This window comes from Pseudomonas sp. NFACC24-1 (assembly GCF_900115235.1).
In the GTDB taxonomy this organism is placed as follows: domain Bacteria; phylum Pseudomonadota; class Gammaproteobacteria; order Pseudomonadales; family Pseudomonadaceae; genus Aquipseudomonas; species Aquipseudomonas fluorescens_AA.
The window spans coordinates 22,791-41,545 of record NZ_FOVS01000033.1 but is presented as its reverse complement, the minus strand read 5'-3'; the positions used below and the strand labels follow the sequence as shown (position 1 = coordinate 41,545).

Genomic DNA, 18,755 nt, shown 5'->3' with positions numbered 1-18,755 from the left:
TTAGCCTTACTCAATGTTCTGCACTTGTTCGCGCATTTGCTCGATCAACACCTTGAGGTTGACCGCCGCCTGGGTGCTGCGCGGGTCGAAGGCCTTGGAGCCCAGTGTATTGGCTTCGCGGTTGAGCTCCTGCATCAGGAAGTCGAGGCGGCGACCGGCCGCGCCGCCGGACTTGAGCACCCGGCGAACTTCGATGATATGAGTGCTCAGGCGATCCAGTTCTTCGGCCACGTCGCTCTTTTGCGCGAGCATGACCATTTCCTGTTCCAGCCGTTGCGGGTCCAGCTCGGCCTTCATGTCGGTGAAGCGGTCGAGGACTTTCTGGCGCTGGGTGGCGAGCATCTGCGGGACCAGCTCGCGCAGCGTGGTGACGTCTTCTTCGATGGAGCTCAGGCGCTCGTTGATCAGCCGGGCCAGCTCCGCGCCTTCACGCTCGCGACCGGCCTTGAGTTCGTGCAAGCCTTGGTTGAACAGCGCCAACGCTTCGGCGTTCAGCGCTTGCGGGTCGCTCGCGTCACCCACCAGCACGCCGGGCCAGGCCAGGACTTCCAGCGGGTTCAGGGCGGCGGGGTTCTTGATCAGGCTGGCGACGGTTTCGGCGGCGGCCACCAGTTGCGCGGCGCGCTCGCGGTCCACTTGCAGGGCTTTGCCGGTGCTTTCTTCGGTGAAACGCAGGGTGCATTCCAGCTTGCCCCGGGACAGGCCTTGGCGCAGCGCTTCGCGCACACCGCCTTCCAGGTCGCGGAAGGACTCGGGCAGGCGCAGGTGCGGCTCCAGGTAACGGCTGTTGACCGAGCGCAGTTCCCAGCTCAGCGTGCCTTGGGCCCCGGCTTTTTCGACGCGGGCGAAGGCGGTCATGCTGTGCACCATGGAGGTTCCTCGCAATGCAGGCCGGCACGACGGTGGTCGTGGGCCTGGGATCTGTAGATAAAAGCCCGAGGGCAGCAAAGGCGCAGGATTGTAGCGCAGTGGGACGCAAGCGCCCAAACAGCTCCGGTAACAAAGCGCCGCAGCCCGTCGGCCGGGGCTTTGAGGGCACCCACTCGCGCCCGCTTTTTAGCGCTGCGCGACGTTTTAACTGCCCTCTGACGGTTCACGGCTCTATAATGCCAGGCAGTTTTCCGTCCTCTGTACAGGTGTTCCCTATGAAACGTCCAAGTGGTCGCGCTGCCGATCAGCTTCGCTCGATCCGCATTACCCGCAACTACACCAAACACGCCGAGGGATCTGTACTGGTCGAATTCGGTGATACCAAGGTCATCTGCACCGTCAGCGTCGAAAACGGCGTGCCACGGTTCCTCAAGGGCCAGGGCCAGGGCTGGCTGACCGCCGAATACGGCATGCTGCCGCGCGCCACCGGTGAGCGGAACCAGCGTGAGGCCAGCCGTGGCAAGCAGGGTGGTCGTACCCTGGAAATCCAACGGCTGATCGGCCGTTCGCTGCGCGCTGCGCTGGACATGTCCAAGCTGGGCGACGTGACGCTGTATGTCGATTGCGACGTGATCCAGGCCGATGGCGGCACCCGTACGGCCTCCATCACCGGGGCCATGGTTGCGCTGGTCGATGCCTTGAAAGTGATCAAGAAGCGCGGTGGCCTCAAGGGCGGCGACCCGCTCAAGCAAATGATCGCCGCTGTGTCCGTGGGCATGTACCAAGGCGAGCCGGTGCTGGACCTGGATTACCTGGAAGACTCCGCCGCCGAGACCGACCTGAACGTGGTCATGACCAGCGCCGGCGGCTTCATCGAAGTCCAGGGTACCGCTGAAGGCGCGCCGTTCCAGCCGGAAGATTTGAACGCTATGCTGGAGTTGGCGAAGAAGGGCATGAACGAGATCTTCGAATTGCAAAAAGCCGCGTTGGCTGACTGATCGATTCCTGCTTCAAGACAACAAGGAGAGCGTCATGAGTGATGAACAAATCCTGCTGCCCCAGCCGAGCAAAGAGGCGCGTCAATGGGCAATGTTTTGTCACCTGTCCGCCTTGTTGGGGATCTGGATTCCGTTTGGCACGCTGATCGGACCGTTGGTGCTCTGGCAGCTCAAGCGTGAATCCGACCCGTTCATCGATGCCCAGGGCAAGGAAGCGCTGAACTTCCAGATCACCGTGGCGATTGCTTCGGCGATCTGCCTGCTGCTGATGATCGTGGTGATTGGCTTCTTCCTGTTCGGCCTGGTGGCCATCGGTGCGCTGGTGCTGACCATCATAGGTGGCGTGAAGGCCAATGAAGGGCAGCCGTATCGGTATCCGTTCACCTGGCGGTTGGTCAAATAACGATCAATGCTGTGATTCATAAGAATGCCCCGATTTATCGGGGCATTCTTTTTTAAATAAAAATGTCTCTATCCCTGTCGGGCATCCAATTGCCTGGCGCGTTATCGTGCGGATCCATGTAGCGCTCTTAAATTTTTAGTCACAACTCACGAAGTTTCAAGGTGGTCTATGTCCTTGGCAATAACACGCGTCGATTGATAGAGTTGCCCCAAGTTATATTCCTTTAGAAATATTTCGATATATTCAGACCATTGAAGGTCCTTGAATTCAAAGCCAATCAGTGTTGAGGCAATCAACCTGTTCAAGCGGCGTGCCCAGGTAAAAAGTTCGCCCTGAATAGATATATTCAAAGAATAAACACTTATGTTTCAGCTCGACTTCTACGGAACCCTTGTCGCCGCCTCTTTAGTGCTTTTGCTGGGGCGCGGCCTTGTTAAACGTGTCGGTTTTCTACGCGCCTACAATATTCCCGAGCCCGTGGCGGGAGGGTTGGTAGTTGCCCTGCTGCTCCTGGCGTTACGGGGGCTTGAAGTTGAAGTGCGTTTTGATACTTCATTGCAAACACCCTTGATGCTGGCGTTTTTTGCCACGATTGGCTTGAGTGCGGATTTCGCCAGCCTGAAGAAAGGTGGCCGCGTGGTGGGGATTTTCCTGTTGGCGGTCACCGGCCTGCTGGTGGTCCAGAATGCCATGGGCATCGGACTCGCAAAAGCACTGGGGCTCGATCCGTTGATGGGATTGCTGACCGGCTCGATTACCTTGGCGGGCGGTCACGGCACTGGTGCGGCGTGGGGAACGGTGTTCAGCGAGAAGTTCGGTCTGGCGTCCGCCTCCGAGCTTGCGATGGCTTCTGCGACGTTTGGCTTGGTGTTGGGTGGCTTGATCGGTGGGCCGGTTGCGCGCCTGCTCATCAAGCGTGTCCAGTCGCCCGGCGGCCTTGAGCCAGAAAAGCCTCGCGTACCCAAGGGCTTCGAACAGCCAAACAAAGAGCGCTCGATTACGCCATTTTCGTTTATCGAGACGCTCGCCCTGATCGCGGTCAGCCTGTTGGCCGGCACGCTCCTGAATGGACAGCTCCACGACACCGCATTCGAGTTGCCGACGTTCGTTTGTGTCCTTTTCGTGGGCGTGATCCTACGCAACGGGCTTTCGGCACTTGGCCTGTATCAAGTATTCGAGCGAGAAGTGTCCGTGCTCGGCAATGTCAGCTTGTCACTGTTCCTGGCGATTGCCTTGATGTCACTCAAGTTGTGGGACCTGGCATCACTGGCCTTGCCGATCTTCATCATTCTGGCGGCCCAGACATTGGTCATGGCCCTGTTTGCGATTTTCGTGACGTTCAGGCTCATGGGCAGTCACTACGATGCCGCAGTATTGGCGGCAGGGCATTGCGGTTTTGGACTGGGCGCCACGCCAACGGCCATCGCCAACATGCAAGCCGTGACGCAGCGCTACGGACCTTCGCAGATAGCATTTCTGGTGGTGCCGATGGTAGGGGCGTTCTTCATCGACATCATTAACGTCATCGTCATCAAGTTGTACCTGGCCCTGCCGTTTTTTGCCGTGGCTTGATGATCGAGGCGCTAGCGCGCTCCATGAAAAATGCCCGTATCTTGCGATACGGGCATTTTTCGGGGCGGTCGGCCTGAAGGCTGTCGCCGATACGCTTAGATGGTCAGCGTCCAGTCGTAATCCACGATCAGCGGCGCATGCTGCGAGAACCGTGGCTGGCGCGGCAGGCGGGCGCTGCGTACGAAGCGGCGCAGCCCGGGCGTCAGCAACTGGTAGTCGAAACGCCAACCGAGGTTGAGCATCTCGGCCTGCTCGTTGTCCGGCCACCAGCTGTACTGGTCGCCTTCGCGGCTGACTTCACGCAGGGCATCGACATAGCCCATGTTGCCAATGATTTCGTCCATCCAGGCCCGTTCCGGCGCCAGGAAACCAGGAGATTGTTGGCTGTCGCGCCAGTTCTTGATATCCAGCTTCTGTTGCGCCACGTACAGCGAGCCACAATAGATGTACTCGCGACGTTTGCGCCGCTGTTTATCCAGGTAACGGGCGAAGTCGTCCATCAACTTGAATTTCTGATTCAAATCTTCATCGCCGTTCTGCCCCGAAGGGAGCAGTAAGGTCGCGATGCTGACCTTGTCGAAATCGGCTTGCAGGTAGCGCCCGTAGCGGTCCGCCGTCTCGAAACCGAGACCGTTGATGACAGCCTTCGGTTGCAGCCGCGAGTACAAAGCCACGCCACCCTGGGCGGGGACTTCGGCATCGCAGGCATAAAGGAAGTAACCATCCAGTTGGAAGGCTGCATCGTCCAGTTCAAAGGCGGAGGCGCGGGTGTCCTGCAGGCAGATGACGTCGGCATTCTGTGCTTGCAGCCAACTGAGCAAACCACGCTCCACTGCAGCCTGAATACCATTGACGTTCACACTGATGATCCGCATAAATGGCCCCAAAAATCACGTGCGTGTATGATACACGCCGTGTACCTATTTAGCTAAATCCGCGGTATTTGAGGCTTTTTTCATGCAGGCGTATCAGCGCGATTTCATTCGCTTTGCCATCGATCGCGGCGTTTTGCGCTTCGGTGAATTCACCCTCAAGTCCGGGCGTACCAGCCCGTACTTCTTCAATGCAGGCCTGTTCAACAGCGGAACCGCCCTGGCGCAGTTGGGTCGTTTCTATGCGGCGGCCATCGTCGAGAGCGGCATCCCGTTCGACGTATTGTTCGGCCCGGCCTACAAAGGCATCCCCCTGGCCGCCACCACCGCCGTCGCCCTGGCCGAACACCATGGCCGCGACCTGCCTTGGTGTTTCAACCGCAAGGAAGCCAAGGCCCACGGCGAAGGCGGCAGCCTGGTCGGTGCGCCGCTGACCGGCGATGTGTTGATCATCGATGACGTGATCACTGCCGGCACCGCCATTCGCGAGGTGATGCAGATCATCGCTTCCCAGGAAGGCGCTAAGGCGGCCGGCGTGCTGATCGCCCTGAACCGTCAGGAGCGCGGCAACGGTGAGCTGTCGGCGATCCAGGAAGTGGAGCGCGATTTCGGCATTCCGGTGATCAGCATCGTGTCGCTGAACCAGGTGCTGGAGTTTTTGGCCGACGACCCGCAGCTCAAGCAGCATTTGCCGGCGGTTGAGGCTTATCGGGCGCAGTTTGGCGTTTGATTGGCTTGCGCTAAACCCCTGTGGGAGCGGGCTTGCTCGCGAATGCGGCGGCACATCCGACATTGTGTTTGTCTGACCCACCGCTTTCGCGAGCAAGCCCGCTCCCACATAAGTCTGCCTTCACTAGTAATCAGTGCCAAAAAAAGACCCCGCTCAACCAGGTTGAGCGGGGTCTTTTTTACCGGTATCGCTTAAGGACGCTTGCGATTGCTGATCAACGTACCCACACCCGTATCGGTGAAGATCTCCAGCAGAATCGCATTCGGCACCCGGCCGTCGATGATCAGCGAGCTGCCGACGCCGCCCTGAACCGCTTCCAGCGCGCAACGAATCTTCGGCAGCATGCCGCCGTAGATGGTGCCATCGGCGATCAGGTCATCTACCTGCTGGGTCGACAACCCGGTCAGGACCTTGCCGGTCTTGTCCATCAGGCCGGCGATGTTGGTCAGCAGCATCAGCTTTTCAGCTTTCAGTGCCTCGGCAACCTTGCCCGCCACCAGGTCGGCGTTGATGTTGTACGACTCACCGTTGGCGCCCACGCCGATAGGCGCGATCACCGGGATAAAGTCGCCCTTGACCAGCAGGTTCAACAGGTCGGTGTTGATGCCGACCACTTCGCCCACATGACCGATGTCGATGATTTCCGGCTGGGTCATCTCCGGCGTCTGGCGGGTGACGGTGAGTTTCTTCGCCCGGATCAGCTCGGCGTCCTTGCCCGTCAGGCCAATGGCGCTGCCGCCATGGCGGTTGATCAGGTTGACGATGTCCTTGTTGACCTGGCCGCCGAGGACCATTTCCACCACATCCATGGTCTGTGCATCAGTCACGCGCATGCCGTCGATGAAGTGGCTCTCGATCGACAGGCGCTTGAGCAGGTCGCCGATTTGCGGGCCGCCGCCGTGGACCACCACCGGGTTGATGCCCACGGCCTTCATCAGCACGATGTCGCGGGCGAAGCCGGTTTTCAGCTCCTCGCTTTCCATCGCGTTGCCGCCGTATTTGATCACCAGGGTCTTGCCGACGTAGCGTCGGATATAAGGCAACGCTTCGGACAGGACCTTGGCGGTGTTGGCGGCGGCTTCGCGTTCGAGGGTCATTCAGGGCTCCGGTAGTGCTTCAAAAAATCAAAACGGTAGTTGGAGATCAGGTGCAACACGTTTGAGTTGGGTGTGGAACACGTCCTTGATGCGCTGCAGTTCGGCCTCGTTGTCGGCCTCGAAACGCAGCACCAGCACCGGGGTGGTGTTGGAAGCGCGGACCAGGCCCCAGCCTTGTGGGTAGTCGACCCGTACACCGTCGATGGTGGTCAGTTCGGCGCCTTCGCCCCACTGGGCGTCGTGCAGTGCATCAATAATGCTGAATTTGCTCTCTTCGGTCACATGGATATTGATTTCCGGTGTAGAAATATCGTTCGGGAAGGTCGCGAACAGTGCTTCGGCCGTGGATTTTTCCTTGCTGAGGATCTCCAGCAAGCGCGCGGCGCTGTAGATACCGTCGTCGAAACCGAACCAGCGCTCCTTGAAGAAGATGTGGCCACTCATTTCACCGGCCAGCAGGGCGCCGCTCTGTTTCATTTTCTTCTTGATCAACGAATGACCGGTTTTCCACATCAGCGGGCGACCGCCATATTCCTTGATCAGTGGGACCAGGCGACGGGTGCACTTAACGTCGAAGATGATTTCGGCATTCGGATTGCGCGCCACCACGTCGCGAGCGAACAGCATCAACAGGCGGTCGGGGAACACCACGCTGCCGGTATTGGTCACCACACCGACGCGGTCGCCGTCGCCGTCGAAGGCCAGGCCCAGGTCGGCCTTGGTTTCCTTGACCTTGGCGATCAGGTCTTGCAGGTTTTCCAGTTTGCCCGGGTCCGGGTGGTGGTTGGGGAAGTTGCCGTCCACGTCGCAGAACAGCGGGATGACTTCGCAGTTCAGCGCTTCGATCAGTTGCGGAGCGATCACGCCGGCCGCGCCGTTGCCGCAGTCGACCACCACTTTCAGGCGTCGGGCGAGCTTCACGTCCTTGACGATCTCGTCGTTGTAGCGCTCGAGGATGTCGACCTTGGTCACGCTGCCCTGGCCGCTGCTCAGGTCGTTGGTCTTGAGGCGGGTGTGCAGGGCCTGGATCTGCTCGTTGGCGAGGGTGTCGCCGGCGATGACGATCTTGAAGCCGTTGTAGTTCGACGGGTTGTGGCTGCCGGTGAGCATGACCCCGGACTTGCCGGCCAGCACGTTGGCGGCATAGTACAGCGCAGGTGTGGGCACCAGGCCCACGTCACTGACGTGGCAGCCGCTGTCGGCAACGCCTTTGATCAATTGTTCGACCAGTTCGGGGCCCGACAAACGGCCGTCGCGGCCGACGCACACGTTCGGCTCACCCTGGGCCAGGCTCTGGGAGCCAATGGCGCGGCCGATCCAGTAGGCGGTTTCGGCGGTAAGGGTTTCCGGTACCACGCCACGGATGTCGTAGGCGCGAAAGATGCTGTCAGGGAAGATCGGGGCGATTGCAGCTGGGGTGTTCATGGGCGGGGCGCTCTATCAGGAAAGTGACTGGACAGGCCGACGGCTAGCGTCGACAGGCTCAAACTGAAGGGTATGACGGCGTTTTTGACAGAGAGTTCGTGGTGGGAAAATGCCATGAGACAGCGTTACCCCGACCTCGGACGCCTAATACATTGATTCCGGATGGGAAACCTAGCAGAAAGCCATTGCGCATTTTTTGTCCTGAAACAGAAGCTTAATAAACCGGCCGGGCAGGACGCCCGGCCCGAAACAGCAGGATCAGTGGCTGCCGGAATGCCCGAAACCGCCGGCGCCGCGCTGGCTCTCGTCGAATTCTTCCACCAATTCGAAGTGCGCCTGGACCACCGGCACCAGCACCAACTGGGCGATGCGTTCGCCCACGACGATGTTGAACGCTGTCTGGCCGCGGTTCCAGCACGAGACCATCAGTTCGCCCTGGTAATCGGAGTCGATCAGGCCTACCAGGTTGCCCAGCACGATGCCGTGCTTATGGCCCAGGCCCGAGCGTGGCAGGATCAGCGCGGCCAGGCCCGGGTCGCCGATGTACACCGACAGGCCGGTAGGAATCAGCAGGGTCTGGCCTGGTTCCAGGATCGTGTCCTGCTTGAGCATCGCCCGCAGGTCGAGGCCGGCGGAGCCCGGTGTGGCGTATTGCGGCAGTGGGAATTCGCTACCGATGCGTGGATCGAGAATCTTGGCTTGTAAGGCGTGCATGAAAATTAAACCTGGTTCAGACGTTCGGCGATAAAAGTGATCAGCTGGCGGGCAATCTTGCTCTTGCTGGTCTGGGCGAAAAGCGTGGCGTGCAACTGGCGGTCGATCACGCTGCAGGCGTTTTCTTCGCTGTTGAAGCCGATGCTCGGATTGGCGACGTCGTTGGCGACGATCAAGTCGAGATTCTTGTCCTTGAGCTTGCGGGCGGCGTAATCGAGCAGGTGTTCGGTCTCGGCGGCGAAGCCGACACTGAACGGACGGTCGGGGCGGGTGGCGATGCTGGCCAGGATGTCCGGGTTGCGCACCATTTGTAGTAGCAGGCCGTCGCCGCTTGTAGGGTCTTTCTTCAATTTTTGCGGGGCAACGACTTCGGGGCGGTAGTCCGCTACCGCCGCCGAGGCGATGAACAGGTCGCAGGGAATGGCCGCTTCACAGGCCGCGAGCATGTCCCGGGCACTGACCACGTCGATGCGCGTGACCCGGTCCGGGGTTGGCAAGTGCACGGGGCCGGTGATCAGCGTCACCCGGGCACCGGCCTCCACAGCGGCTTCGGCCAGGGCGAAACCCATTTTCCCGGAGCTGTGGTTGGTGATGTAGCGCACCGGGTCGATGTTTTCCTGGGTCGGCCCGGCGGTGATCAGCACGTGCTTGCCGGTCAGGGCCTGGCGCTGGAAGCAGTCGGCGGCGCACTGGGCCAGGTCCGTGGCTTCGAGCATGCGCCCCATGCCGACATCGCCGCAGGCCTGGCTGCCAGAGGCTGGGCCAAAGACTTTCAGGGCGCGGCTTTCCAGCAGTTGCAGGTTGGCCTGGGTGGCCGGGTCGCGCCACATGGCCTGGTTCATGGCGGGTGCGACGGCGACCACGGCGTCGGTGGCGAGCACCAGGGTGGTCAGCAAATCATCGGCAATACCCTGGGCCAGGCGGGCGATCAAGTCAGCCGTGGCCGGGGCGATCAGCACCAGGTCGGCCCACTTGGCCAGTTCGATATGGCCCATGGCGGCTTCGGCCGCCGGGTCGAGCAAGTCCAGGTGGACCGGGTGCCCCGACAGGGCTTGCATGGTCAGTGGGGTAATGAACTCGCTGCCGCCACGGGTCATGACGACCCGTACTTCCGCGCCCTGGTCGATGAGTCGGCGAACCAGCTCGGCGCTCTTGTAGGCGGCAATGCCGCCGCCGACGCCCAGAACGATGCGTTTCCGATACAGCCGCTGCATAGGCCTGCCTTTCGATTTCAGTGGTCAGTGCAAGGCGAACCCCTTGGCAGCAGCTGCCAGGGTGCAAATCGCCTGCAAAAAAGATGGGCTACGATATCACAGCGACCGCTACGGAACAGCGGCGCCCACAATCAGGGAGATGCCATGAGTATTCGCGATTGGCCTGTGGCCGAGCGGCCGCGGGAGAGGTTACTGGCGCTGGGGGCGGGGAGTCTTTCGGACGCCGAGCTGCTGGCGATTTTTTTACGAACCGGCGTGTCCGGCAAAAGCGCGGTGGATCTGGCGCGACAACTGTTGATTCAATTTGGCAGCCTGCGCGCGCTGCTTGAAGCGGATCAGATCACATTCAGTAATCACATGGGGCTCGGGCCGGCGAAGTTTGCCCAGCTGCAGGCGGCTCAGGAAATGAGTCGGCGGCATCTGGCTGAACGGGCGCGGGAAAAGACCATGCTGGAAAGCCCGTTGGCGGTTCGTGAATACCTGAAGTCCATGCTGCGCCACGAACCCCACGAGGTGTTCGGTTGCCTGTTTCTCAATTCCAAGCATCAAGTACTGACCTTCGAGGCGCTGTTCCGCGGATCTATCGACAGCGCCAGTGTCCATCCCCGGCAGGTGGTCAAGCGCGCACTGGCCCACAACGCCGCTGCGTTGATCCTGTGCCACAACCATCCCTCCGGCAGCACCGAGCCCAGCCAGGCCGACCGGGTGCTCACCGAACGGCTCCAGGAGGCCCTGGAGCTGATCGACGTGCGGGTGCTCGACCACTTCATTGTTGGCGATGGGGAGCCGCTGTCGATGGCGGAGTATGGGTGGATGTGAGGCAGCGGCAAGCTGTCAGCTTCAAGCCGCAAGTTCAGAGCCGGGTGTGATCTGCTCTTGAGCTTGCAGCTTGCAGCTTACGGCTTGAGCCTGACCTTCGAGTAATCCTGCCGCCCAAACGGGCTCACCGCATAACCCTGCACATCCTTGCGGGTGAGTGCGAAGGCGGTGGGGTGCGCCAGGGGCAGCCACAGGGCCTGCTGCTGGATCTGGGTCTGGGCCTGCTCGTAGAGCTTGGCACGCACGCCTTGTTCGCCGGTGGTCTTGCCGGCGCTGATCAGTTTGTCCAGGTCCGGGTTGCAGTAGCGGGCGAAGTTGGTGCCGGGCTTGAGTGCTGCGCAGGAAAACTGCGGAGTGAGGAAGTTGTCCGGGTCGCCGTTGTCACCGGCCCAGCCCATGAACAGCAGGTCATGTTCGCCGGCCTTGGCGCGGCGGATCAGTTCGCCCCATTCGATCACGCGGATTTCCGCCTGGATGCCGATCTGCGCCAGGTCGGATTGCAACAGCTGTGCGCCAACGCTGGGGTTGGGGTTGAGCAGGCTGCCGGAGGGGCGGGTCCAGATGGTGGTCTGGAAACCTTCCTTCAAGCCGGCCTTGGCCAGCAGGTCACGGGCCTTGGCCGGGTCGTGGGCGTAGCCGGGCAGGCTCTTGGCATAGCTCCAGGTGTTGGGCGGGTAGGGGCCGTTGGCGGCTTCGGCGGTGCCTTCGAAGACGGTCTTGAGGTAGCTGGCCTTGTCGAAGGCCAAGTTGATGGCTTGTCGCACCTCAGGCTTGTCCAGTGGCGGATGCTGGCTGTTGATCGCCACGAACGCGGTCATGAAGGCGTCGGTCTGGGCCACGCTCAGGGTCGGTTCCTGCCGGGCGGCCTGCACGTCCAGCGGCTTGGGCGACAAGGCGATCTGGCATTCGTTGCGGCGCAGTTTCTGCAAGCGCACATTGGCATCCGGCGTGATGGCGAAGACCAGCGGGTCCACTTTGGGCTTGCCGCCGAAATAGGCGTCGTTGGCCTTGTAGCGGATCGAGGCGTCCTTCTGGAATCGGCTGAAGATGAACGGGCCGGTGCCGATCGGCTGGTTGTTGAGTTTTTCTGGCGTGCCGGCCTGCATCAGTTGATCGGCGTATTCGGCCGAATAGATGGAGGCAAAGCCCATGCTCAACGTTGCCAGGAAGGTCGAATCGGCGTGATCGAGGGTGAAACGCACGGTCAGCGGGTCCAGGGCGTCGATTTTCTTGATCAGCGCCGGCAATTGCATGGACTGGGCGTGGGGAAAACCGCTTTGCGCAACCTTGTGCCACGGGTTCGCCGGGTCGAGCATGCGCTCGAAGCTGAACTTCACGTCCTCGGCGGTCAGGTCGCGGCGCGGCGTGAAGTACTCGGTGTGATGGAACTTGACCTGTGGCCGCAGCTTGAACACGTAGGTCAGGCCATCGGTAGAGACTTCCCAGCGCTCGGCCAGGCTGGGGACCACTTTGCCGCTGGCGGTATCGAAATCCACCAGGCGGTTCATCAGCACGTCGGCGGAGGCGTTGGTGGTGGTCAGGGAGTTGTACTGGACGACATCGAAACCTTCCGGGCTGGCTTCGGTGCAGACGCTCAGGGCGGCGGCCCAGGCCTGGGGGGGGATCAGCAGAGGGGCGAGCAAAAACGGTAGGGCAGCGAGGCGCATGGTCGGTTTCCTGTGCAAGTCGGAGGCCCATCTGCGAGTGCAGTCTGGAAAAGGCCTACCCTAGTGGGCTCGCTGGCAAATGACTATCCCCTTTTTGCATTTTCCGGCACTCTGCGGCGACGGTATGGGTGGCCAGAACCTGCCGCACGTGAAAAAACCTGCGTGCAGCGACGAGCGGTCAGGGGCCGTGCCAGCCTCTGCCCCAGCCGTCCGGGGCGGTGAGCCGAGGTTTTTCCAGGAAGACAAATCACATCGACTGTTGTTGCTCTGTGGTCTTTCTGGTATAAAGCAGCGCTCTTTTCTAGGGGCCCGGTTCCTTCACTGTAGGTGTAGCCGGTAAGACCCTTAAAGAAACGCGGCGCCTGGCGCCAAATGACTGAGAGATTAAGCGGCCAACCCATGCCGGGTTGGGCATGTGGTTTTAGAGGGCTGAGGCATGTCGAGAGTCTGTCAAGTTACCGGTAAGGGTCCGGTGACTGGGAATAACATTTCCCACGCAAACAACAAAACCCGTCGTCGTTTCCTGCCGAACCTGCAGCATCACCGCTTCTGGGTTGAAGAAGAGAAACGTTTTGTGCGTCTGCGCGTATCTGCCAAGGGCATGCGTATCATCGACAAGCGTGGCATCAGTGTCGTGCTGGCCGAACTTCGTCGCGATGGCAAGGTTTAAGGGAGCTAATCATGCGTGAATTGATTCGTTTGATCTCGAGCGCCGGTACTGGTCACTTCTACACTACCGACAAGAACAAGCGTACTACCCCGGACAAAATCGAGATCAAGAAATATGATCCGGTTGTTCGCAAGCACGTGATCTACAAGGAAGGCAAAATCAAGTAATTGATTTTTCCCTCTTACGAAAAAGGCCCGTATCGCGAGATACGGGCCTTTTTTGTTGCGTTTGGGGTTTGTGGATCAACCGCATTTAATGCCGACGATAATCCCGTCGGCATCAGTTACAAGATTGATGCGTCGCGGGCTCAGATCGTAGGTTATAGGGTGCTTTGGGCCTGCGGGGCGAACCTGGGCCCCGTTAGCCAGGGCGCGAACCTCTTCACGCAGCTCGCGGGTATATTTTTGGCCAATGGTGTACTGGGCGATAGCGATATCGCACTGATCGTGGGGCATCGGCACGACAACGGTGTCGTTTTGACTAGGCATTTTTAGCTTCCTTGCTGAGTTTTAAAAAGTTGAGGCACTCACCGGTCGGGTTGGTCGCGCATCCTGCGCGTCCCCCGCGACGATAATTTGTGCGTACCTGCGACAGGTTTTAATCGTCACCGCGGCCATTGACCAATGATTAAGTGTCACTGTCTTTTACGGTTTGGCTGTGGCCTCCTCAAACACCACATAGATCTTGCGGCACGGTTCCAGTACTTCCCAGGTGCCCTTGAACCCGGCCGGGATCACGAAGCGGTCGCCGGCCCGCAGGGTCTTGGCGTTGCCATCGTTGTCCCGCAGCACGGAAACGCCCTGGACGATCTCGCAGTATTCATGTTCGGTGTAGTTGACCGTCCATTGACCGACGGCGCCTTCCCATACGCCAGCGTTCATTTGCCCACAAGGGCTGCTGTAGTGGTTGAACACGGTTTGCTCGGGATCGCCCTTGAACACCTTGGCCGGGTCCGGGCGATAACGTTCGGCGGTGGTATTGGCCTGGCTGAAGTCGACGATGTCCTGAATGCTCATGCGGGTGATCCCCAGTGATCGCTTGGAAGGCCTCGAGTCTATGTTTATTAAAACGAACATCGCAAGGTCGTTTGCCGCCGTTGTGTCAAATATATTGAAACATGACCGGCCGCTGGTTTAGGGTGGCGGGTGCCCTATGCCGAAAACAGCGCCGAAAACAGGCTGGCCGGGCAGAATTCTTTTGAGCGCTGCGCATTGCGCGGCGTTCGTACTCAATAAGAGGAGGACACACGCATGACCACCCTGACTCGTACCGATTGGGAACAACGCGCCCGCGACCTGAAGATCGAAGGCCGCGCCTTCATCAACGGTGAGTACACCGATGCGGTGTCCGGTGAAACGTTCGATTGCCTCAGCCCGGTCGATGGCCGCCTGCTGGGCAAGATCGCCAGCTGCGACGTGGCCGACGCCCAGCGTGCCGTCGAAAATGCCCGCGCCACCTTCAACTCCGGCGTCTGGTCGCGTCTGGCGCCAAGCAAGCGCAAAACCACCATGATCCGTTTCGCCGGCTTGCTCAAGCAGCATGCCGAGGAACTGGCGCTGCTGGAAACCCTGGACATGGGCAAGCCGATCAGCGATTCGCTGAACATCGACGTGCCCGGCGCGGCCCAGGCGTTGAGCTGGAGCGGTGAAGCCATCGACAAGCTCTACGACGAAGTGGCGGCCACCCCGCACGACCAACTGGGCCTGGTGACCCGTGAGCCGGTGGGTGTCGTGGGGGCTATCGTGCCCTGGAACTTCCCGTTGATGATGGCCTGCTGGAAGCTCGGCCCGGCGCTGTCCACCGGTAACTCGGTGGTACTCAAACCGTCGGAAAAATCCCCGCTGACCGCCATCCGTATCGCTGCGCTGGCGATCGAGGCCGGCATTCCGAAAGGCGTGCTGAACGTGTTGCCAGGCTACGGCCACACCGTCGGCAAGGCCCTGGCCCTGCATATGGACGTCGATACGCTGGTGTTCACCGGCTCCACCAAGATCGCCAAGCAACTGATGATCTATTCCGGCGAATCCAACATGAAGCGCATCTGGCTGGAAGCCGGTGGCAAGAGCCCGAACATCGTGTTCGCCGATGCCCCGGACCTGCAAGCCGCCGCCGAATCCGCTGCCAGCGCCATCGCCTTCAACCAGGGCGAAGTCTGCACCGCCGGCTCGCGGCTGTTGGTGGAGCGCTCCATCAAGGACACGTTCCTGCCGCTGGTGATCGAAGCCCTCAAGGGCTGGAAGCCGGGCAATCCCCTGGACCCGGCCACCAACGTCGGCGCCCTGGTCGATACCCAGCAGATGAACACTGTGCTGTCCTACATCGAGGCGGGCCATAGCGACGGCGCCAAACTGGTGGCCGGTGGCAAGCGCATCCTTGAAGAAACCGGCGGCACGTACGTCGAACCGACGATTTTCGACGGCGTGAGCAACGCCATGAGAATCGCCCAGGAAGAGATTTTCGGCCCGGTGTTGTCGGTCATCGCCTTCGACACCGCCGAACAGGCCATCGAGATTGCCAACGACACGCCGTATGGCCTGGCCGCGGCGGTATGGACCAAGGACATCTCCAAGGCGCACCTGACCGCCAAGGCCCTGCGTGCCGGCAGCGTATGGGTCAATCAGTACGACGGCGGCGACATGACCGCACCGTTCGGTGGTTTCAAGCAGTCGGGCAACGGTCGCGACAAGTCGCTGCATGCGTTCGACAAATACACCGAGCTGAAGTCGACCTGGATCAAGCTCTGACAGTGACGGCCCCGGATCCTGTCCGGGGCTTTCATGTCACACAGGTCATTTGTGGGAGCGGGCTTGCTCGCGAAGGCGGGGTGTCAGTCAACTTAGCTGTTGAATGTGAAACCGCCTTCGCGAGCAAGCCCGCTCCCACATTTGTTTTGCGCAAGACTGAAAGATAACTGTCCACAGGAGCGTGGAAATGCGTTGGGCAACCTATTTCGCCGTGCTGGCGTCTGTCCTGAGCGTCGGCCTGGCCCTGGGCGTGAGCATGCCGTTGGTGTCGCTGCGCCTGGAGGGCTGGGGTTATGGTTCGTTCGCCATTGGTGTGATGGCGGCCATGCCGGCCGTGGGGGTGTTGCTCGGGGCCAAGGTGTCAAGCCGGCTGGCGGCGCGGTTCGGCACGGCGGCGTTGATGCGCCTGTGCCTGTGGGGCGGAGCGGTGTCCATCGGGTTGCTGGCGCTGCTGCCCAGCTATCCGGTCTGGTTGCTGCTGCGCCTGATGATTGGCGTGGTCCTGACCTTGGTGTTCATTCTAGGTGAAAGCTGGATCAACCAACTGGTCATCGAAAAATGGCGTGGACGGTTGGTGGCGCTGTACGGCAGCAGCTACGCCCTGAGCCAGTTGTCCGGCCCGCTGCTGCTGGGCGCGCTGGGGACCGATCATGACTACGGGTTCTGGGTGGGCGTCGGCCTGCTGGTGATCGCACCCTTGCTGTTGCTGGGCCGTAGCGGTGCGCCGAGCAGCGAGGCCGGCAGCGTCACGTTCGGCGATTTGTGGACGTTTTGCCGTGGCTTGCCGGCGATTGCCTGGGCGGTCTCGTTGTTTGCTGCGTTCGAGGCGATGATCCTGACGTTGTTGCCGGTGTATTGCCTGCGCCAGGGTTTCACGGCCGACATTGCGCTGGCGATGGTCAGCACCGTGGTGGTCGGGGATGCCTTGCTGCAGTTGCCCATCGGCGCCCTGGCCGATCGCGTGTCGCGCCGGGCCCTGTTGACGGGGTGCGCGGTGGCGTTGATGTTATCGAGCCTGGCAGTTCCGCTGTTGATCGATACCCTGTTGATCTGGCCGCTGTGGGTGCTGTTCGGTGCGAGCGCGGGAGGTTTGTTCACGTTGTCGCTGATCCTGATCGGCGAGCGTTACCGCGACGATGCGCTGGTACGGGCCAACGCCCATGTCGCGCAGCTGTGGGGGCTGGGTTGCCTGATTGGCCCTCTGGTGGCGGGGGCGGGCAGCCAATGGGTCAGCGGACATGCGCTGCCTTTGTTCATGGCGGCCGGGGCGTTCGGACTGGTAATCCTGCTGTTGCGCCAAGGGGCGTTCGGGGCAACCCAAACGGCCTGAGCACACCCAAATCCCTTGTCGCAAAAGCGCGCTGCCTCTAAAGCATCCGCTCCAGTCCGACAGTCGTGGAGAACCAGGCATTGAACCGGCGCCACCAACTGCCCGGTTCGCGGTCCAGGTCGTGGATCTTGCCGTTGTCTTCGGTGGTCCATACAAGCGTTCCATCTTCCAGCCTGGCCTGATAACTCAGGGCCGGCGCCATGCCTTGCAAGGCCAGCTCACGCACTTGGCCGGCGAGTTCCGGGCTGTCCACCAGCACGCCGACTTCGGTGTTCCACAGCACGGAGCGCGGGTCGAAATTGAACGAGCCAATGAAGGATTTCTGCTGGTCGAAGATGATCGCCTTGCTGTGCAGGCTGGAGTCCGATTCGCCGTAGGATTTGCTGTAGAACAGATGCGGGCTGCCGCCGGTGTCGCCCGGTTGTCGTCGCAGTTCGAACAGGCGCACGCCATGTTGCAGCAGGGCCTTGCGGTACGGTGCATAGCCGCCGTGCACGGCGGGCACGTCGGTGGCTTCCAGGGAGTTGGTCAGCAGGCTCACCGACACGCCGGCATCGGCGCGACTGGTCAGGTACACCAAGCCTGGCTGGCCGGGGACGAAGTAGGCGGAAATCATGATCAGTTCTTTGCTGACGCCCGTCAGCTCGGGGGCCAGTTGGGTGGTCAGCAACAACTGAGGGTCCGGTTCGTCCTTGGCCAGCACTTTACTGGGCGCGTCCCACAGCGCCTGGTTCCAGGCCCAGATCAACTGGTCGCGCCAAGTGTCCAGGCGCGGTTGGGTCTTGTAGGCAGTCAACTGCTGGTAGAGCGCGTGGTTTTCCTTGTGGGTCTGCTCCAGGGACTCTTGCAGGCGCAGGCGGCTGTTGGCCAGGTCCTTGGGGGTGGGGCGATGGGACAGGAACTGTTCGATGGGTTTGCTCAGGGCGCTGTTCCAGTACTGGTCGAAGCTGTGGCCCAATTGTTCGGCCACCGGTCCGACACTGAGCAGGTCAATGTCGGTGAAGTTCAGGTTGGGTTCGGCGTCGAAGTACTCATCGCCCAGGTTGCGGCCGCCGACGATGGCCATGCTGTTGTCCGCCAGCCACAGCTTGTTGTGCATCCGGCGGTGTTGCAACGACAGGTTGAACAGGCGTCCGAGGCTGCGAGTCACGCCGGTGGCGCGTCCCAGGTGCAGCGGATTGAACAGGCGGATCTGGATTTGCGGATGGGCGGCGAGGGTGGCGATGATCTGATCCTGGCCATCGCTGGTGGTGTCGTCCAGCAGGATCCGCACGCGCACGCCCCGGTCGGCGGCCTTGAGCAGTTCATCCACCAGCATCCGCGTGCTGATGCCGTCATGGACGATGTAGTACTGCAAATCCAGGCTGCCTTGGGCATGGCGAATCAGCTCGGCCCGGGCGGTGAAGGCCTCGGTGCTGTCCGACAGCAGCCGAAAGCCCGAACGCCCTTCATGGGCGGCGGCCTGGGCCTGGACCGAGCGGCCGAACGAGGATTCGGTGGCCGGCAGGGCCTGGGACGGCTCGCGGGTGATATCAAGACCGGCGCAGCCGCTCAGCAGTGAGGCGACTAACAGTAGCGCAGGCAGGATCGGTCTGGATCTCACGTAGGATCGTTCCGCTTGTTCTCGTTG

General features: G+C 61.0%; 18 protein-coding genes and 1 pseudogene. 9 read left to right on the top strand and 10 right to left on the bottom strand.

What is annotated here, in order from left to right; translation table 11 throughout:
* Positions 1-6: 6 nt before the first annotated feature.
* On the bottom strand, positions 7-870 hold the full coding sequence (locus BM317_RS24375) for a YicC/YloC family endoribonuclease (protein ID WP_092174407.1): 864 nt from the start codon (positions 868-870) through the stop codon (positions 7-9).
* 275 nt (positions 871-1,145) lie between these two features.
* Here BM317_RS24375 and rph point away from each other — a divergent pair, with 275 nt between their 5' ends.
* From rph to gltS, 3 genes are all read left to right on the top strand, one after another.
* Entirely contained in the window at positions 1,146-1,868 is a 723-nt protein-coding gene (gene rph, locus BM317_RS24370) for a ribonuclease PH (protein WP_060740056.1), read from the top strand.
* Between the two features lie 34 nt (positions 1,869-1,902).
* Positions 1,903-2,271, top strand: coding sequence for a DUF4870 domain-containing protein (locus BM317_RS24365; RefSeq protein ID WP_060740057.1), 369 nt, complete (start codon positions 1,903-1,905; stop codon positions 2,269-2,271).
* A 363-nt stretch (positions 2,272-2,634) separates the two neighbouring features.
* Positions 2,635-3,843, top strand: a complete 1,209-nt coding sequence (gene gltS, locus BM317_RS24360) for a sodium/glutamate symporter (RefSeq protein ID WP_092174411.1) — start codon at positions 2,635-2,637, stop codon at positions 3,841-3,843.
* Positions 3,844-3,938: 95 nt separating this feature from the next.
* Here gltS and BM317_RS24355 read toward each other — a convergent pair whose 3' ends face one another.
* On the bottom strand, positions 3,939-4,718 hold the full coding sequence (locus BM317_RS24355; protein ID WP_013694557.1) for an exodeoxyribonuclease III: 780 nt from the start codon (positions 4,716-4,718) through the stop codon (positions 3,939-3,941).
* A gap of 82 nt (positions 4,719-4,800) precedes the next feature.
* Here BM317_RS24355 and pyrE point away from each other — a divergent pair, with 82 nt between their 5' ends.
* Entirely contained in the window at positions 4,801-5,445 is a 645-nt protein-coding gene (gene pyrE, locus BM317_RS24350; protein WP_060740059.1) for an orotate phosphoribosyltransferase, read from the top strand.
* A gap of 191 nt (positions 5,446-5,636) precedes the next feature.
* Here the strand turns inward: pyrE and argB are convergent, their stop codons facing one another.
* The 4 genes and pseudogenes from argB to coaBC all read right to left on the bottom strand — a co-directional run bounded on the left by argB (position 5,637) and on the right by coaBC (position 9,895).
* Entirely contained in the window at positions 5,637-6,542 is a 906-nt protein-coding gene (argB, locus tag BM317_RS24345; protein ID WP_025216133.1) for an acetylglutamate kinase, read from the bottom strand.
* Between the two features lie 27 nt (positions 6,543-6,569).
* Positions 6,570-7,973 (bottom strand): annotated as a pseudogene (locus tag BM317_RS24340) (phosphomannomutase/phosphoglucomutase); the annotation flags it as partial.
* A 252-nt stretch (positions 7,974-8,225) separates the two neighbouring features.
* On the bottom strand, positions 8,226-8,681 hold the full coding sequence (dut, locus tag BM317_RS24335) for a dUTP diphosphatase (RefSeq protein ID WP_092476557.1): 456 nt from the start codon (positions 8,679-8,681) through the stop codon (positions 8,226-8,228).
* A gap of 5 nt (positions 8,682-8,686) precedes the next feature.
* Positions 8,687-9,895, bottom strand: a complete 1,209-nt coding sequence (gene coaBC / locus BM317_RS24330) for a bifunctional phosphopantothenoylcysteine decarboxylase/phosphopantothenate--cysteine ligase CoaBC (RefSeq protein WP_003206865.1) — start codon at positions 9,893-9,895, stop codon at positions 8,687-8,689.
* Positions 9,896-10,039: 144 nt separating this feature from the next.
* Here coaBC and radC point away from each other — a divergent pair, with 144 nt between their 5' ends.
* Entirely contained in the window at positions 10,040-10,714 is a 675-nt protein-coding gene (gene radC / locus BM317_RS24325) for a RadC family protein (protein WP_092174422.1), read from the top strand.
* Positions 10,715-10,791: 77 nt separating this feature from the next.
* Here the strand turns inward: radC and BM317_RS24320 are convergent, their stop codons facing one another.
* Positions 10,792-12,381, bottom strand: a complete 1,590-nt coding sequence (locus BM317_RS24320; protein ID WP_092476555.1) for an ABC transporter substrate-binding protein — start codon at positions 12,379-12,381, stop codon at positions 10,792-10,794.
* A 436-nt stretch (positions 12,382-12,817) separates the two neighbouring features.
* Here BM317_RS24320 and rpmB point away from each other — a divergent pair, with 436 nt between their 5' ends.
* A complete protein-coding gene (gene rpmB, locus BM317_RS24315) occupies positions 12,818-13,051 on the top strand; it encodes a 50S ribosomal protein L28 (RefSeq protein WP_003177273.1) in 234 nt (77 codons plus the stop codon).
* Positions 13,052-13,062: 11 nt separating this feature from the next.
* Positions 13,063-13,218 (top strand): 50S ribosomal protein L33, encoded by a 156-nt coding sequence (gene rpmG / locus BM317_RS24310; RefSeq protein ID WP_003177274.1) that lies wholly within the window; start codon positions 13,063-13,065, stop codon positions 13,216-13,218.
* A gap of 75 nt (positions 13,219-13,293) precedes the next feature.
* On the opposite strand, the gene BM317_RS24305 is transcribed toward rpmG, so the two are convergent.
* Positions 13,294-13,539, bottom strand: a complete 246-nt coding sequence (locus BM317_RS24305) for an I78 family peptidase inhibitor (protein WP_256574226.1) — start codon at positions 13,537-13,539, stop codon at positions 13,294-13,296.
* Between the two features lie 156 nt (positions 13,540-13,695).
* Complete coding sequence (locus tag BM317_RS24300) at positions 13,696-14,067, bottom strand: cupin domain-containing protein (RefSeq protein WP_092442993.1); 372 nt, start codon at positions 14,065-14,067, stop codon at positions 13,696-13,698.
* Between the two features lie 234 nt (positions 14,068-14,301).
* On the opposite strand from BM317_RS24300, the gene BM317_RS24295 reads away from it, so the two are divergent.
* Together BM317_RS24295 and BM317_RS24290 are read left to right on the top strand one after the other, a co-directional pair.
* A complete protein-coding gene (locus BM317_RS24295; protein ID WP_092174435.1) occupies positions 14,302-15,795 on the top strand; it encodes an aldehyde dehydrogenase in 1,494 nt (497 codons plus the stop codon).
* Between the two features lie 187 nt (positions 15,796-15,982).
* Positions 15,983-17,125 carry an MFS transporter gene (locus tag BM317_RS24290; protein WP_092174439.1) on the top strand — a complete coding sequence of 381 codons (1,143 nt, stop codon included), beginning with the start codon at positions 15,983-15,985 and terminating at the stop codon, positions 17,123-17,125.
* Between the two features lie 37 nt (positions 17,126-17,162).
* Here BM317_RS24290 and BM317_RS24285 read toward each other — a convergent pair whose 3' ends face one another.
* Complete coding sequence (locus BM317_RS24285) at positions 17,163-18,728, bottom strand: phospholipase D family protein (RefSeq protein ID WP_092476553.1); 1,566 nt, start codon at positions 18,726-18,728, stop codon at positions 17,163-17,165.
* Positions 18,729-18,755 lie beyond the last annotated feature (27 nt).